Annotated in this window: 12 protein-coding genes; 8 read left to right on the top strand and 4 right to left on the bottom strand. The window is 65.0% G+C overall.

What is annotated here, in order from left to right; genetic code table 11:
* The first annotated feature begins 15 nt into the window (after window positions 1–15).
* Together ftsZ and lpxC are read left to right on the top strand one after the other, a co-directional pair.
* Complete coding sequence (gene ftsZ, locus V6B08_RS13725; RefSeq protein WP_341981807.1) at window positions 16–1,746, top strand: cell division protein FtsZ; 1,731 nt, start codon at window positions 16–18, stop codon at window positions 1,744–1,746.
* 165 nt (window positions 1,747–1,911) lie between these two features.
* Complete coding sequence (gene lpxC, locus V6B08_RS13720) at window positions 1,912–2,877, top strand: UDP-3-O-acyl-N-acetylglucosamine deacetylase (protein WP_341981804.1); 966 nt, start codon at window positions 1,912–1,914, stop codon at window positions 2,875–2,877.
* Window positions 2,878–2,964: 87 nt separating this feature from the next.
* On the opposite strand, the gene V6B08_RS13715 is transcribed toward lpxC, so the two are convergent.
* A complete protein-coding gene (locus V6B08_RS13715) occupies window positions 2,965–3,372 on the bottom strand; it encodes a helix-turn-helix domain-containing protein (protein WP_341981802.1) in 408 nt (135 codons plus the stop codon).
* A 468-nt stretch (window positions 3,373–3,840) separates the two neighbouring features.
* On the opposite strand from V6B08_RS13715, the gene V6B08_RS13710 reads away from it, so the two are divergent.
* The 4 genes from V6B08_RS13710 (at window position 3,841) to V6B08_RS13695 (ending at window position 9,332) form a co-directional block, all read left to right on the top strand.
* A complete protein-coding gene (locus V6B08_RS13710; protein WP_341983486.1) occupies window positions 3,841–4,617 on the top strand; it encodes an outer membrane protein assembly factor BamD in 777 nt (258 codons plus the stop codon).
* Between the two features lie 13 nt (window positions 4,618–4,630).
* The gene (recN, locus tag V6B08_RS13705; protein WP_341981800.1) at window positions 4,631–6,322 is read left to right on the top strand and encodes a DNA repair protein RecN; all 1,692 of its coding nucleotides are present in this window, start codon (window positions 4,631–4,633) and stop codon (window positions 6,320–6,322) included.
* A gap of 176 nt (window positions 6,323–6,498) precedes the next feature.
* Window positions 6,499–8,637 carry an NAD-dependent DNA ligase LigA gene (gene ligA, locus V6B08_RS13700; protein WP_341981798.1) on the top strand — a complete coding sequence of 713 codons (2,139 nt, stop codon included), beginning with the start codon at window positions 6,499–6,501 and terminating at the stop codon, window positions 8,635–8,637.
* A 2-nt stretch (window positions 8,638–8,639) separates the two neighbouring features.
* Window positions 8,640–9,332, top strand: a complete 693-nt coding sequence (locus V6B08_RS13695; protein ID WP_341981796.1) for a 3'-5' exonuclease — start codon at window positions 8,640–8,642, stop codon at window positions 9,330–9,332.
* A 2-nt stretch (window positions 9,333–9,334) separates the two neighbouring features.
* Here the strand turns inward: V6B08_RS13695 and V6B08_RS13690 are convergent, their stop codons facing one another.
* The gene (locus V6B08_RS13690; protein WP_341981794.1) at window positions 9,335–11,320 is read right to left on the bottom strand and encodes an aminopeptidase P family protein; all 1,986 of its coding nucleotides are present in this window, start codon (window positions 11,318–11,320) and stop codon (window positions 9,335–9,337) included.
* A 179-nt stretch (window positions 11,321–11,499) separates the two neighbouring features.
* Between V6B08_RS13690 and V6B08_RS13685 the strand changes: the two genes are divergently transcribed.
* Together V6B08_RS13685 and V6B08_RS13680 are read left to right on the top strand one after the other, a co-directional pair.
* The gene (locus tag V6B08_RS13685) at window positions 11,500–11,862 is read left to right on the top strand and encodes an RSP_7527 family protein (protein ID WP_341981792.1); all 363 of its coding nucleotides are present in this window, start codon (window positions 11,500–11,502) and stop codon (window positions 11,860–11,862) included.
* A gap of 372 nt (window positions 11,863–12,234) precedes the next feature.
* On the top strand, window positions 12,235–12,795 hold the full coding sequence (locus V6B08_RS13680) for a DUF1127 domain-containing protein (RefSeq protein WP_341981789.1): 561 nt from the start codon (window positions 12,235–12,237) through the stop codon (window positions 12,793–12,795).
* Here the strand turns inward: V6B08_RS13680 and V6B08_RS13675 are convergent, their stop codons facing one another.
* Together V6B08_RS13675 and V6B08_RS13670 are read right to left on the bottom strand one after the other, a co-directional pair.
* On the bottom strand, window positions 12,796–13,704 hold the full coding sequence (locus tag V6B08_RS13675) for a 50S ribosomal protein L11 methyltransferase (protein WP_341981788.1): 909 nt from the start codon (window positions 13,702–13,704) through the stop codon (window positions 12,796–12,798).
* Window positions 13,704–16,010: an ATP-dependent helicase gene (locus tag V6B08_RS13670; protein WP_341981785.1), complete on the bottom strand. Its 2,307-nt coding sequence runs from the start codon at window positions 16,008–16,010 to the stop codon at window positions 13,704–13,706. The genes V6B08_RS13675 and V6B08_RS13670 overlap by 1 nt, the downstream gene beginning before the upstream one ends.
* Window positions 16,011–16,015 lie beyond the last annotated feature (5 nt).

Here is a 16,015-nt window from a genome sequence, read left to right as displayed (position 1 = left end):
CCTGGAGGATTAGTGATGGGTATCAATCTCTCAATGCCGGCCACGCGGGAACTGAAGCCCCGCATCGTTGTCTTCGGTGTCGGCGGCGCCGGTGGCAATGCGGTCAACAACATGATCGCCTCCCAGCTCGAGGGCGTCGAGTTCGTTGCCGCCAACACCGATGCCCAGGCGCTGAACATGTCGCTCACCGAGCGGCGCATCCAGCTCGGCACGGCGCTGACCCAGGGCCTCGGCTGCGGCGCCAAGCCCGATGTGGGCCGTGGCGCGGCTGAAGAATCGATGGAACTGATCGCCGAGCACCTGCAGGGCTGCCATATGGCCTTCGTCGCCGCCGGCATGGGCGGCGGTACCGGCACCGGCGCCGCCCCGGTGATCGCCCGCGCCGCCAAGGAAATGGGCATCCTCACCGTCGGTGTGGTGACCAAGCCGTTTTCCTTCGAGGGCAGCCAGCGCATGAAGCTGGCCGAAGCCGGCATCCGGGAATTGCAGCAGTATGTCGATACGCTGATCATCATCCCGAACCAGAATCTGTTCCGCATCGCCAACGAGAAGACCACCTTCGCGGATGCCTTCAAGATGGCGGACAACGTGCTGCAGTCCGGCGTGCGCGGGATCACCGACCTGATGGTGATGCCGGGCCTGATCAACCTGGATTTCGCCGACGTGCGCGCGGTGATGAGCGAGATGGGCAAGGCGATGATGGGCACCGGCGAGGCCGATGCCGAGCATCGTGCCATCGAAGCCGCCGAGCGCGCCATCGCCAACCCGCTGCTGGACGATATCTCGATGAAGGGCGCGCGTGGCGTGCTCATCAATATCACCGGCGGCCCGGACCTGACGCTGTTCGAGGTGGATGAAGCCGCGAACCGCATCCGTGAAGAGGTCGATCCGGAAGCCAACATCATCGTCGGCTCGACCCTGGATCCGAATATGCAGGGCCGCATGCGCGTTTCGGTGGTTGCCACCGGCATCGATGCTGCCGCTCAGGTGAATCCGGAACCGAAGCTGCGCCTGGTGACGCCGCCGGTGCCGCAGCCGCGCCCGGTCGTGCCGGCTGCCACCATGCCGGCCCGTGCACCGGCTGCTGCTGCCGCGGCTGCTGCCGCCCCGCTGGCAATGCCGGTGGTTGAAGCCCCGGCTGCCGCTGCTCCGATTGCCGCTGCCCCGGTTCCTGCCGCAATGGAAGCGGTGAATGCCGCCCCGGCCCTGGATCTGACCACGGTTGTCGCCGAGGTTCAGGCTGCCATGCCGGCTCCGGTTGCCGCTCCGGCCCCGGTGGCTGCGCCCCCCATGACGGCTCCGGTTGCTGCTGACGCGCCGCGTCCGCTCGCCACGCCGGTGATGGAAGCCGCGCCGGTTGCCGCCGCGCCGGTCGCTGCCGCGCCGCAGCAGGGCCTGTTCAACGATGCCGAAGTGGTTCGTGCTGAGCCGCGCAAGGCTGCGGGCATCTTTGGTCGCATGTTCGGCCGCGCTGCCGCCCCGGCCGAGCCGGCGCCGGCTCCGGCCCGTCCGCAGGCCGAGCCGCAGTTCACCGTGCCGGTGATGCGCCAGACCGCACCGCGTGCCGCTGCCGCTGCTCCGGCACCGCAGGTTGCTGCCGCCCAGCCGGTGGCCGAGCTGCCGCCGCAGCCGGCGGTTGAGCGCACCGCCCAGCCGGCTCCAGCCCACGGCCTTGGCCAGACCGCCGGCCGGGTGCAGGAAGACCTGCTCGACATCCCCGCTTTCCTGCGTCGTCAGGCGAACTGAGGAAGCCTGAATCGCTTAGCGTTTCCAAAGGTTTATAGGTCGTAAATGACGAAACATTTGGTTACGAAGAGTGATTTGTTACTGGACGGGGGTGGTTGCTACAACCATCCCCGTACTGTTTCGAGCGGCGCGCGTGTGTGCCGATTCGCAGGGGAGATTTCCTAAGTGCTCACTTCCGGCAAGACGGCGCAGAAGACCCTCAAGAATCGCATCAAGTGCTCCGGCATTGGCCTGCATAGCGGCGCCAAGGTCACGATGACCCTCGGTCCGGCGGCGCCGGATACCGGCGTGGTGTTCCGCCGCGTCGATCTGCCGGGCCAGCCTCTGGTCCGCGCCCGCTACGATCAGGTTACCGATCTGCGTCTCTGCTCCACCATCGGCGCCGGCGAAGGCGTCTCGGTCGGCACCGTCGAGCATCTGATGGCCGCGTTCGCCGGCCTCGGTGTCGACAATGTGGTGGTCGAGATCGATGGTCCGGAAGTGCCGGTGATGGATGGTTCCTCGGCCCCCTTCGTGTTCCTGATCGAATGCGCCGACCTGATCGACCAGGTGGCGCCGCGCCGCTATCTCAAGGTGCTGAAGCCGGTGGAAGTGCGCGATGGCCTGGCCTCGGCCGCGCTGCTCCCCGATGATGATTTCTCCATCGCCTTTGAGATCGATTTCTCGAATCCGATGATTGGCCGCCAGGCGGCGGAATTCTATCTCGCGCCGGGCCGCTTCAAGGCCGATCTGGCGCGTGCCCGCACTTTCGGCTTCGTGCAGGAAGTGGAGCAGCTCCGTGCCATGGGCCTGGCCCGCGGCGGTTCGTTGGAAAACGCGGTGGTGCTGGGCGCCGACCGCATCCTGAATGACGATGGCCTGCGCTACGACGATGAATTCGTGCGCCACAAGGCGCTCGACGCGCTGGGCGACCTCTACCTCGCCGGTGGCCCGATCCTCGGTCGTTACGAGGGCTGCCGCAGCGGCCATGCGCTGAACAACCGCCTGCTGCATGCGCTGTTCGCCGACAAGAGCGCGTTTGCCTGGACCACCTATCCGAAGAGCCGCGAGGCCCAGCCGCGCGTCGCTGAACTGGTGCGTTCGGCCGAACTCGGCTCGCGCATCCGCGCGGCTGCCGAAGCCTCCTTCTAATTCGCTCTTTCTAGTTCCTGGCCCTCGCGGGTACAAAAAAAGCCGCCGGTCGCCCGGCGGCTTTTTCATTGGCTCTAGCCTTGCGGCTTAGTCGTCACCGCCAAGGGTCACCGGGTCGGTGCCATCCTTGTTGCGCTGGGCAATGCTCTTGATCAGGCCGGCCACCGCGGAGCGGATGGTGTTGTCCTCGATCTCGGCGAAATTGCGCACCAGCTCGATGGTGGAGCGGTTCTTGCCGCCATGTTCCATCGGACGGCTGTCCAGCTTCTGCTCCAGGCCTTCGAAGAAGTAGGCCATCTCGACCTGAAGGCGCTGGGCGACTTCAAACAACCGGCCCGCGCTGACGCGGTTGGCGCCGGTCTCGTACTTCTGCACCTGCTGGTAGGAAATCTTCAGGGCGTTGGCCAGTTCTTCCTGGGTCAGGCCCAGTTCGGTGCGGCGGGCGCGGATGCGCTCACCAACATATTCATCAACCCGCGTGGCAATCTTTCCCATGGATATGTCCTCTCGATATTCAATTTGTCCGAGCCAAGCCGGCTGGGTGGGGTAACGTTCTCCCCGCTGCCTTGGCGATCCCGGTAGCCCAGGAGGGTTTGGCCGGCCGTTCCGCGGTATGCGTCCAAAACAAGGAGGATACCAACCGGAACACGATTCATGTTGTAGGCCAGTTCTACACGACGGAAAATCGTTCAGAAGTATAGAGGATACAGCCTTTGGTGGTGTCTCAAAAGAGATTCTGTCGGATTGGAACTAAGCTGTAAGTAGTTCGAAAGGATAATCCTGGGATGTTTTTGTCCAGCTTGGACACAATTGCGGTATCTTCTTACCTTACCCCATTGGAGTCTTTAGGCGGGGAGGCAGGCTTGATTTTGCCCCCTCAGCCATGAGACAGATGGTGGCATGTCGAGCATCGTGACCTCTTCGATTCCGGCGAGTCCGGCGCCGTTGCGCGGCCTCTGCCGGATGCTTGCCGCCGGCTTCCTGCTGCTGGTCCTGGCTGCCTGCGCGGCCGAGGAAAAGCCCTATGTCGAAGAGCCGGTAGACAAGCTCTATAACCGCGCCGTCGACCTTGCGAACCAGGGAAGCTGGGAAGGAGCGGCGAAGACATTCGATGAAGTCGAGCGCCAGCATCCGTATTCGACCTGGGCCACTAAGGCGCAGATCATGGCGGCCTATTCCTGGTATCAGCGCAATTCCTACGATGATGCGATTGCCGCCGCTGATCGTTTCCTGCAGCTGCATCCCGGCCACAAGGACAGCGCCTACGCCTATTATCTGAAAGCGATCAGCTATTACGAGCAGATCGCCGACGTGGCGCGCGACCAGGGCACGACGCAGAAGGCGCTGGATGCGCTGAACGATGTGGTGCAGCGTTTCCCGACCTCGGAATATGCCCGCGACGCGCGGCTCAAGATCGATCTGACGCGCGACCATCTTGCCGGCAAGGAAATGACCATCGGCCGCTACTACCAGCGCCAGGGCCAGCACATTGCCGCAATCAACCGCTTCAAGACCGTGGTGGAGAAATTCCAGACCACCACTCATGTGCCGGAGGCACTGCACCGCATCACCGAGAGCTATCTGGCACTCGGCGTGATCGATGAGGCGCAGAATTCGGCAGCCGTGCTTGGCCACAACTATCCGGGCAGCGAATGGTACGTCGACACTTACGCGATGCTTACCGGCAAGAATGTGCGGCCCGAGGCCAAGGAAGGTTCCTGGCTCAGCCGGCTGTTCTGACCGCGCTGCACCGATGCTGACCCATTTAGGCATCCGCGACATCGTGCTGATCGAGCGGCTGGAGCTGCAGATCGGCAATGGCCTGGGCGTGCTCACCGGCGAGACCGGTGCCGGCAAATCCATCCTGCTCGATGCGCTCGGCCTGGCTTTGGGCCGCCGCGCCGATGCTGGCCTGGTGCGCGCTGGTGCCGCGCAGGGCGTGGTGACTGCCGCCTTCGAAGTTGCCGAGAAGCATCCGGCTTTTGCCTTGTTGGCGGAGCAGGGGCTGGAAGTGGCTGAGGAAGGCATTGTGCTGCGCCGCGTGGTGACGGCGGATGGCAAGAGCCGCGCCTTCGTCAACGACCAGGCGGTCAGCGTCGGCCTGCTGCGCCGGCTTGGCGATACGCTGGTGGAAATCCATGGCCAGAATGACGAGCAGGGTTTGATCGATAGTGCCGTGCATCGTGCGTTGCTGGATGATTATGCCGGCCTCAGCCGCGATGCCGAGGCGCTGAAAGGCCGCTACCGCGCCTTCCGCGATGCCGAGGCGGCGTTGAAGGAAGCCGAGGCTGCCGCCGAGCAGGCGCGGCGCGACGAAGACTATCTGCGCCATGTGGTGGCGGAACTGGAAGACCTGAAGCCGGTTGCCGGCGAGGAAGAGGAACTGGCCGGCCAGCGCAGCCTGTTGCAGGCCGGTGAAAAACTGGCCGTGGCGATGCAGGAGGCCGAGGCGGCTCTGCTCGGTGGCGAACGTGGTGGCGGCGTCGAGGCGCGGCTGCGCAACAGCCTGCGGGCGCTGGAACGCGTGGCCGACCGCGCGCCGGATCAGGTGGCGGCGGCAGCCCAGGCGGCGGAAGCAGCACTCGATGCCGTGGCGCGCTATGCCCAGGAACTGGAGGCCACATCGCGGCGGCTGGATCTCGACCCGCAGAAGCTGGAACGGGTGGAGGAACGCCTGTTCGCGCTCCGCGCCGCTGCCCGCAAGCATGGCGTGCCGGTGAGCGACCTGGCGCGTCTCACGGAACAATTCGCCGAGCGACTGGCGCTGATCGACAACCAGGCGGCAAGCCTGGGCAAGCTCGCCAAGGCCGCTGCTGAAGCGCGTGCGGCTTTCAGCGCCGGCGCCGAAGCGCTCAGTACGGCACGGCGCAAGGCGGCGGCGAAGCTCGACAAGGCCGTGGCTGCCGAACTCGGCCCGCTGAAACTCGGCGCGGCGAAATTCCAGACGGCGGTGGATACGCTGCCGCCCGAGCAATGGACTTCCGATGGCGCCGACCGCGTCACCTTCCAGGCCGCCACCAATCCCGGCAGTGCACCGGGTTCGCTGGCCAAGATCGCTTCGGGCGGCGAATTGAGCCGCTTCATGCTGGCCCTGCGCGTGGTGCTGGCCGGGCGCGGCGATGCCGGCACGCTGATTTTCGACGAAGTGGATCGCGGCGTCGGCGGTGCCACGGCGGCGGCTGTGGGTGAGCGTCTGGCGCGGCTGGCCGGCAAGGTGCAGGTGCTGGTTGTTACCCATTCGCCGCAGGTGGCGGCCAAGGGTGGCGAACATTGGCGCATCGCCAAGCGCGAGGCCGGCCCGGCCAAGGCGCGCACCACCATCACCGAAGTAACCCCGTTGAGCCGCGACGAACGCCGCGAGGAAATCGCCCGCATGCTGGCCGGCGCCACCATCACCGATGCCGCCCGCGCTGCCGCTGACGACCTGCTGCTGCAGAAGGCGTGAGGGATGGGTCCGTTGGCCAGTCTCACTTTCGTCACCCCCGGGCTTGACCCGGGGGTCTCAGGGGCGCTTCCACGAGATGCCCGGGTCACTGTAAGCGCGGGAACGCAAAGCGTTCCTGGGCGCACAGGCCCGAAGGGGCTTGGCGGGCATGACGACGTGGTTTTGAACGGTGCGGCATGAGCCGGCAGCGCGCCAAGCCTGTCGCCGAGCTTTCGCCACGAATGGCGAAGCTGGAACATGCGCGGCTGGAAGAAGAAATCGCGGCGCATGACAAGGCCTATCACGAACAGGATGCGCCGACGGTCTCGGATGCCGATTACGATGCGCTGCGCCAGCGGCTGAAAGAGATCGAGGAACGCTTCCCGGAATTCCGCACGCTTGGCGGGGCCGCCATGCGCGTTGGCGCTGCACCCGCCGCCGGCTTTGCCAAGGTGCGCCATGTCAAGCCGATGCTGTCGCTGGACAACGCCTTCTCGGAAGGCGATGTCGAGGAATTCCTGGGCCGCATCCGGCGTTTCCTGAACCTGCCCGAAGGCGAGGCGCTGACCCTGATTGCCGAGCCGAAGATCGACGGCCTTTCGGCCAGCCTGCGCTACGAGAAGGGTGTACTGGTGCGAGCCGCCACGCGCGGCGATGGCCAGGAAGGCGAGGACATCACCGCCAATATCAAGACGCTGCAGCATGGTGTACCGCATCATCTGAGCGGCAGCGGCTGGCCGGATGTGCTGGAAGTGCGCGGCGAAGTCTATATGACGCGGGAGGACTTCCTGCGTTTCCGCCAGGAGCAGGAGGCATTGGCTGCCGAGCGCGAGGCCAAGGGGCTTTCGGCTGCCGCGATCCGCATCCCGGTCAATCCACGCAACGCGGCTGCCGGTTCGCTGCGCCAGCTTGATCCAGGCGTGACGGCAAAGCGCCCGCTGCGTTTCTTCGGTTATTTCTGGGGCGATGTATCGGCCCCCTTGGGCAAGACCATGCAGGAAGCCCGTGCCAGGCTTGCCAAATGGGGTTTCACGCTCAATGCACCGGTGAAGGTCTGCCATTCAGCCGCCGACCTGCTGGCCTATTACGCCGAGATCGGTGCCCAGCGCGCGACTTTGCCCTATGATATCGATGGTGTGGTCTACAAGGTCGACCGCATCGACTGGCAGGACCGCCTCGGCTTTGTCAGCCGCTCTCCACGCTGGGCCATCGCGCATAAATTCCCCGCCGAGCAGGCCGAAACGCTGCTGGAGAATATCGAGATCCAGGTTGGCCGCACCGGCACGCTGACGCCGGTGGCGAAGCTTAAGCCGGTCAATGTCGGCGGTGTGCTGGTGTCAAACGCCACGCTGCATAATGAAGACGAGATCAAGCGCAAGGATGTGCGCATCGGCGACACCGTGATCGTGCAGCGGGCCGGCGATGTCATCCCGCAGATTGTCGGCGTGGTGCCGGGGCGGCGACCGAAGCACGCCGAAGAATACATTTTCCCGACCCGTTGCCCGGTCTGCGGTTCGCCGGCTGAGCGTGAGATTGACGAAGCCGGCGAAGCCGATGCCCGGCGGCGCTGCACGGGTGGCGTTTCCTGCCAGGCCCAGGCGATGGAAGGCTTGCGCCATTTCGTTTCGCGCGCCGCTTTCGATATCGAAGGCCTGGGCGAGAAGCAGATTGCCGCTTTTTACGAATGGGGCTGGCTGCGGGAGCCCGCCGATATCTTCCGCCTCGGTGCCCATGCCGATGTGTTGATGAAGAAGGAAGGCTATGGCGAGTTGTCGGTCGGCAACCTGCTGCGCGCTATCGAGCAGCGCAAGCGTATCGGCTTCGACCGTTTCATCTTCGCGCTCGGCATCCGCCATGTCGGCCAGGAGCGGGCGCGGCTGGTGGCGATGCATTACGAGACGCCACAGCGCTGGCTGGCGGCGATGGATGAAGCCGAGGATTTGCATGGCGAAGCCTGGGGCGATCTGAACAGCATCGACCGCATGGGGGAAATCGTCGCCAGGGCGATTGTCGGTTTCTGTACGCGACCGCAGAGCCGCGCCGTGATCGACAATCTGCTCAGCAACCTGGACAAGGTGATCCCGCCGGAAAAGCCGGTTCAGGATTCAGCCGTTGCCGGCAAGACCGTGGTGTTCACCGGCAGCCTAGAGAAATTCACCCGCGATGAAGCCAAGGCGCGGGCCTTGAGCCTTGGCGCCAAGGTTGCCGGCTCGGTCTCGAAAAAGACCGACTATCTCGTCGCTGGCCCCGGCGCCGGTTCCAAGCTGGCGGAAGCGCAGAAGCATGGCGTGAGGGTGCTCAGCGAAGATGAGTGGCTGGCGCTGATCGGCGGCTAGCGATGCAGGACGAGACCCATCTGCGCCAGATTGCCATTCCGGATTTACCGGACGTCGCCGGCGCCTCTGCCATCGCGCTGGATTTCGAGACGGCCAATACCATGCCCGGTGGCATCTGCTCGATTGGCCTGGCCTGGATCAAGGACGGCCAGGTGAGCCATGTGGCGCATCGCCTGGTGCGGCCGCGCGACATGCAGTTCAATGGGTTCCATATCGCCATCCATGGCATCGAGCCGCGCCATGTCGAGGACGAGCCGGAATTTCCGGCCATCTGGGATGAATTGCTGCCGCATCTGGAGGCGACGCCGCTGTTGCTGGCACATAATGCCGGCTTCGATATCGGCGTGCTGCGCGACAGCCTTTCGGCCTATGGCATCGCCTGGCCGGCGCTGTCCTATCTCTGCACGGTGAAGATCGCGCGCGCCGCCTGGCCGGAACTGGAAAACCACAAGCTTTCCACCGTGGCGGCACATATCGGTTTCGATCTGCGCCACCATGCGGCCGACAGCGATGCTGCTGCCTGCGCCAGTATCGCGCTGCGGGCTGCCGAGGGCGAACCGCTGCTGGAAAAGCTGCCGGCCTGGGGCATCACCGCCGGCCGGCTGGAGCCGGGCTATCACGAAAGCTGCTCGGCAGCGCGCGAACGCCGCCGCGAATTCCGCCGCAACCGCCTGCCGCCCTGGCTGAGAGGCTAGACCTAAACCGCCGCTGTCGCGCTTTCGAGCCAGCGCCGGGTGTCGTCATCGACGCGCGGGCCGATGTCGCGGCGTACCTCGGCGTGATAGGCGTTCACCCAGTCGATCTCTTCGCGCGTCAGCAAAGCGGTTTCGATCAGGTTGCGGTCGATCGGCGCCTTGGTCAGGGTCTCGAAACCGTGCCAGGCCTTGCCATTCTCGGCTTTCTCGACTTCCTGGCGCACCGCCACGAGATTCTCGATGCGGATGCCGAAGGCACCGGTCTTGTAGTAGCCGGGCTCGTTGGAAACGATCATGCCGGGCTTCAGCGGCACCGGCGTGCCGGCCTTGGAAATGCGGTGCGGGCCTTCATGCACCGAGAGATAGGCGCCGACGCCATGGCCGGTGCCGTGGTCGTAATCGAGGCCAGCCTGCCACAGCGCATAGCGCGCCAGGGCATCAAGCTGCTGCCCGGCAGTGCCATCGGGAAAGCGGGCGCGGGCAATGGCGATATGGCCTTTCAGCACGCGGGTGAAGGCTTCGCGCATTTCCTGCGTCGGCGTGCCGATGGCGATGGTGCGGGTGATGTCGGTGGTGCCGTCGGGATACTGGCCGCCGGAATCGATCAGGTAGAGATTGCCGGTTTCCAATTTGCGGTTGGTTTCCTCGGTGGCACGGTAATGCACCACGGCGCCATTCGGGCCGGCGCCGGAAATCGAGGTGAAAGACAGGTCGCGCAAGGAATTGTCGAGCCGGCGGCAGGCTTCGAGCTGTGCCTGGGCCTGCAATTCGTCGATACCTCCCTTCGGCGCCTCGCGCGCCAGCCAGGCGAGGAAGCGGCTGACGGCGGCACCATCGCGTAAGTGCGCGTTACGGATACCATCCAGCTCCACCGCGTTCTTGCAGGCCTTGGGCAGCAGGCAGGGATCGTCGGCGCGCTTCAGCACGGCGCCGGCGGCTTCCAGGCGGCGGATCGGCCAGGCGCCTGCGGTGGCGGGATCGACCTGCACGGTCTGCTTTGCCTTGCCGAGTGCGTCCAGTGCCGCCGCCAAGGCATCGGGCGCATGCAGCCGCACATCGGGCCCGAGATGCGCCGGGGTTTCCGGCGCCAGCTTACGCGTGTCGATGAACAGGTCCAGGCTGGCATCCCGGCGCAGCAGCGCCATGCTCAGCGCAAAGGGCGTGTGCTTCACATCGCCGCCGCGAATATTGAGCAGCCAGGCAATCGATTCCGGCAGCGTGATCAGCACGGCATCGATGCCGTCCTGTGCCAGCCTGGCGGCGATCTCGGCGCGTTTCTCTGATGAAGCGCGACCGGCATGGGCCATGCCGTGCGGCACCACAGGCGCCAGCGGCGGCGGCGGCTGGTCGCTCCACACCGCGTCGATGGGGTTGCCTTCCACGGCCACCGCTTCCGCCTTGGCGGCCTGGGCCACGGCAGCGAAGCGCCGCAGCGCATCCTCGGTATGCAGCCAGGCATCGTAGCCGAGCTTGTCGCCCGGCTTCAGCGCGGTCTTAAGCCATTCGGTCGGCGGCTGGTCGGTGATGTGCAGCAGTTCGAACAGCGTTGCGTCGACCTGCTGGCGCAATTGCAGCGTATAGCGGCCATCGCTCCACAGGCCGGCGCGTTCCGGCAGCACGATGCAGAGGCCGGCGGAGCCGGTGAAGCCGGTGAGCCAGGTCAGGCGCTGGGCGCGCAGCGGCAGGTATTCGCCATGGAATTCATCGGTCAGCGGGATGATCAGGCCCTGCAGGCCGCGCCGGGCCAGTTCGCCGCGCAAGGCTTGCAGACGCTCGGCCACGGCGGCGCGGTTCTCGATGGCGGCTTGATAGCGTTCGGCCAGCCGCGCCACCAGCAATTCAGCCTGGCCGGGCGCCAGGGACGAGTCATGCGGCAGCAGGCTCAGGCCGGGAAAACGCCCCAGCGGCGCCGGGGCGGCGGCAATGCCGCGCAGATGGGCAGCCAGCGCGGCGGGCAGGGCGGCGAGATCAGGCAGGGGTGCGTTCATGGCGGGGTCCTCTAAGCGATTATGTTTATTCCGTTAACAGCCATTCATCCAGCCCCGTCTCGACCTATGCGTTTTTTGCAAGTCAGCACTCAGATATAAGCCATTGTTGAATCTAGGGTGCAGCGCAATATTGCTCCCGTGACCGGCACCGAGCCGGCCGAACCACTTAGGAGATGAAAATGTTTACCCCCGCTAACGAAGCCAATGCTTTTGCCTATGGTGCGCGGATGGCTCCGCTCAGCACCGTCGAGGTGGAAGCCGAAGCGCGCCGCCTGCGCGCCGTGGCTGTCGCCCAGCTCGCTCCGAAGGCGCTGGAGGGGATCAAGGCCTTGTTTGGCAAGCTGAATTCCTGGCGTGCCGAGCAGAAGGCCATCGACGAACTCTACGGCCTTGATGACGCCATGCTGCGTGACATCGGCCTGACCCGCTCGCAGATCCCCGCCGCCGTCGCCGGCTCCATCTACCGTCCCGCCCTGGCTTCCAACGAGAATGCCACCGTGACGGCCGAGGTGGTGCGTCTGGTGCCGCGCCAGGCTGCCTAAGCTCGCACGGCCAGTAGCAGTCCAGTAGCCAGTAGCAGTCAGTAAGTAAAAGTCGAAGTACAGTCTCAGTATTCGTCTAGTCCGAGTAAGTTGAGTTCCTCCCCGAAAGCCGGGCCAGGTCTGAATCGGAAGTTTCCGGTAACAGATCGGTCCGGCTTTTTCGCATCTGCAACAAAGTATTTCAGTGACTGTATTTCATTCAAGCGAGTGCTAATTTTTCGAACATTTCTGGTGATTTAAGTGGCAGAGAATTTTTCTCTCGAATATTTAATTTTTCTCTCTTGCAAATGTAATGTTGCACTGCAATATGGATGGCGAGACAGGGCGGGAGCGGATTCGAGAGCGGCTCCGTCTCGCCAATGGAGAGAAGTCATGAGCGACATCGGTACCCAGATTCAAACCACCTCGCTGCTTAGTGAGCTGCGCGACGCGCGTCAGCTTTCGGCGGTGGAGGCCGAAGCCTATGCCCGTCGGCTGCGCGCCCAGGCGATTGCCTCGGGCCTGATCACCCTGGCCGGCGCCGTCAAGCGCGGCTGGCAGAGCTTTGCCGCCGAGCCCCCGGCGGTGACCACGGCGGTGCGCCAGGAATATACCCTGCGCCAGCTCGAGGCCGATGTGCGCTACCAGCGCGCCGAAGCCTTCGCTGAGGCGATCTATCAGGTGGTGAGCTTCATCGAGCGCCTGGCCGAGCCGGTGACCCGGCGGGTCAAGGCCTATCTCGCCCGTCAGGCGGCGATGGCCGAACTCTATGGCCTGGATGATCGTACGCTCTACGACATGGGCCTGAGCCGGTCGGAAATCCCGGCCGCGGTGATGGGCAACATCTATCGCCCGCATGCGCCGCAGCTCGACGTTCCGGCCAGCGAAAAGCCGGCAAACGAGAATGCCGGCATTGCGAAGGTTCAGGTGCTCGGCCGCAAGGTCGTTGCCTAACTAACGCAGCGCGATCAGGGCTGGCGCATCCCGGCGGAATACCAGGGTGTGCCAGCCTTCACGCGGCAGGCGCGCGGTGAAGTTCAGTCCCTGCGCGATGTAATGCGCCTTCACCCGGCGCTCCTCGCGGGCCAGCAGCCCGGAGAGAATCAGGTAGCCGCCTGGCGCTACCTGTGATGCAAGGCCCGCCGCCATGGCGCAGAGCGGGCCGGCCAGGATATTCGCCACCACCAGATCGAACGGCCCCGGCAGCTTCGGGTCACGCGGCTTATGCGCCACCAGGCAATGCACGCGGCCGCGCAGGCCGTTCAGGGCCACGTTATCGGCTGCCACCTGCACCGCTACCGGATCGATATCGGCGGCCCAGATCTGGCGCGCGCCGGCTTTCGCCGCCGCCATCGCCAGCACGCCCGAGCCGGTGCCGAGATCCAGCACGCAATTCAAGCGTTTGCGGCGCGCGATATGGTCGATGGCCTGCAGGCAGCCAAATGTCGAGGGCGCCCGGCCGGTGCCGAAAGCCAGGCCGGCATCCAGCAGCAGGCTATGGCTGCCCGGTGGGGCTTTGCCGGCATCATGGGCGCCATAAAGGAAAAAGCGTCCGGCCTGCACCGGCGCATTCAGCTTGTTGGTATGGCGCACCCAATCCTGGTCCGGCAGCTTGCCGGCATAGACTGGCGCCTCGGCATGACCCATTGCGGCAGCAATGGCACTGAGGCGCTGACGCCAGGCCGCTTCATCGGGTGGCGCATCGAACAGCACCTGGAATCGCCAGGGCGCCAGGTCCGGATCGGGCAGGGGCGCGACTTCGTAGGAACTCACCGCCACCGCCTCGGTTTCGCCGAGCAGCTCCTCGAACGGCGCCAAGGCCGCGAAAGGCAGTTCGATCTCGACGAACCAGAAAGACGGCATCACGTCGACTCCACGAAGCTGTCGATCACCTTTTTCTCACCAGCCTTCTCGAACGCGACCAGCAGCTTGTTGCCTTCCACGGCGCGAATGCGGCCATAGCCAAATTTCTGGTGAAATACGCGCTCGCCGATCTCGAAATGACGCGGGCCCTTCGAGGCCGCCGCTGCCGGCTCCTGGCGCGCGCGGCCTTCTATAACCGTGTCGCGCTGCTTCGCCAGATTCCAGCTATGGCCGGCATAGCTGGTCTTGCTGCTGCCGCCAAAGCTGTTGCCGAAAGCGGCGCCGAAGCTGTGCGACTGCGCGCCGCGATAAAGGCCGGGCTGCGAGCGCTGCTCGATATGCTCAGCCGGCAATTCCTCGATGAAGCGCGAGGGAATGGCACTGGCCCATTGATTGTAGATGCGGCGATTGGCGGCAAAACTGATATGGGCCCGGCGCCGCGCGCGGGTAATGCCGACATAGGCCAGCCGGCGCTCTTCCTCGAGTCCGGCCTGGCCGTTTTCCTCCACGGCGCGGCGGCTCGGGAACAGGTCTTCCTCCCAGCCCGGCAGGAACACATAGTCGAATTCCAGGCCCTTGGCGGCATGCAGGGTCATCAGGCTGACCATCGGCTGCCCGGTTTCCTGCTCGGTATCCATCACCAGCGCCACATGATCGAGGAAGCCGGCGAGATTCTCGAAATCGCCAAGCGCACCGATCAGTTCGCGCAGGTTCTCCAGCCGGCCCGGGGCTTCCGGGGTCTTGTCCGCCTGCCACATGCCGATATAGCCGGACTCTTCAAGGATGATCGCCGCCGCCTCGCCATGTGGCAATTCCGCCACCGCCTTGCGCCAGCGCGCGAAGTCGTCCATCAGCGCCTTCAGTGTGGCGCGCGGCTTCGGCTTGAGTTCGTCGGTTTCCAGCAACGTCGCCAGGGTGGCGGTGAGGGAGGTGCGGTTGGCCCGTGCCACGCGGTGGATCGCCTGCATCGTGCTGTCGCCCAGGCCACGCTTTGGCAGGTTCACGATGCGCTCAAAGGCCAGGTCGTCGTCCGGCTGCATCACCACGCGGAAATAGGCGATGGCATCGCGGATTTCCTTGCGCTCGTAGAAGCGCAGGCCGCCGATGACGCGGTATTTCATGCCGATGGTGAGGAAGCGTTCTTCAAAGGCGCGGGTCAGATGCCCGGCGCGCACCAGGATGGCTGCCTGGTCCAGCGCCACGCCGGCACGTTCCAGCGCCTCGATTTCCTCGCCCACCATGCGGGCTTCCTCGTCGCCATCCCACACGCCCTGCACGATCACCTTGTCGCCCTCGGCGATGTCGGTCCACAGCGTCTTGCCCAAGCGGCTGGTGTTATGCGCGATCAGGCCGGAGGCGGCGGCCAGGATATGCGGCGTCGAGCGGTAGTTGCGCTCCAGCCGCACGATATGCGCCTGCTCGAAATCCTTCTCGAAACGCAGGATGTTGCCCACCTCGGCGCCGCGCCAGCCATAGACCGACTGGTCGTCGTCGCCGACGCAGCAGATATTCTTGTGCGCCTGGGCCAGCAGCCGCAGCCAGAGATACTGGCTGACGTTGGAATCCTGGTATTCGTCCACCAGGATGTAGCGGAACTGGCGCTGGTAGCGTTCCAGGATGTCCGGCCTCTGCTGGAAGATGGTCAGGTTATGCAGCAGCAGGTCGCCGAAATCGCAGGCATTCAGTTGCAGCAGCCGCTCGGCATAGAGCTGATAGAGTTTCTGCCCCTTGCCCTCGGCGAAGCCGCGCTCCGATTGCGGCACCTTGTCCGGGCCATAGCCCTTGTCTTTCCAGCGGTCGAATTGCGCCGCCAGCAGACGCGGCGGCAGCGTTTTCTCGTCGATGCCTTCCAGGTCCAGTACCTGCTTGATCAGGCGGAGCTGGTCGTCCACGTCCAGGATGGTGAAGTTGCTTTTCAGCCCCACCACCTCGGCATGGCGCTTGAGGATGCGGTTGGCGATGCCGTGGAAGGTGCCGAGCCAGAGGCCGGAGGAAGCCTCGCCCACCAGTTGCTCGACGCGCTCGCGCATCTCGCGGGCGGCCTTGTTGGTGAAGGTGACGGCCAGGATCTGGCTCGGCCAGGCCAGGCGCTGGTAGAGGATATTGGCCAGCCGGCAGACCAGCACGCGGGTCTTGCCGGTGCCCGCGCCGGCCAGCACCAGCAGCGGCCCCTGCAGATGCGAAACCGCTTCGGCCTGGGCCGGGTTCAGCCGTTCCAGCCAGGGCGGCGGCGGAAAATGGCCTGCTTCCGGCGGCGGCGGCGCCGGTTCGGGTTCGAATCCGGCCAGATCGAAGGGATCGGACATAGCGG

The organism is Ferrovibrio sp. MS7, assembly GCF_038404985.1.
Taxonomy (GTDB): Bacteria; Pseudomonadota; Alphaproteobacteria; order Ferrovibrionales; family Ferrovibrionaceae; genus Ferrovibrio; species Ferrovibrio plantarum.
Note: the sequence above shows the minus strand (reverse complement) of the source record. Positions and strands in the feature narration are given on the sequence as shown.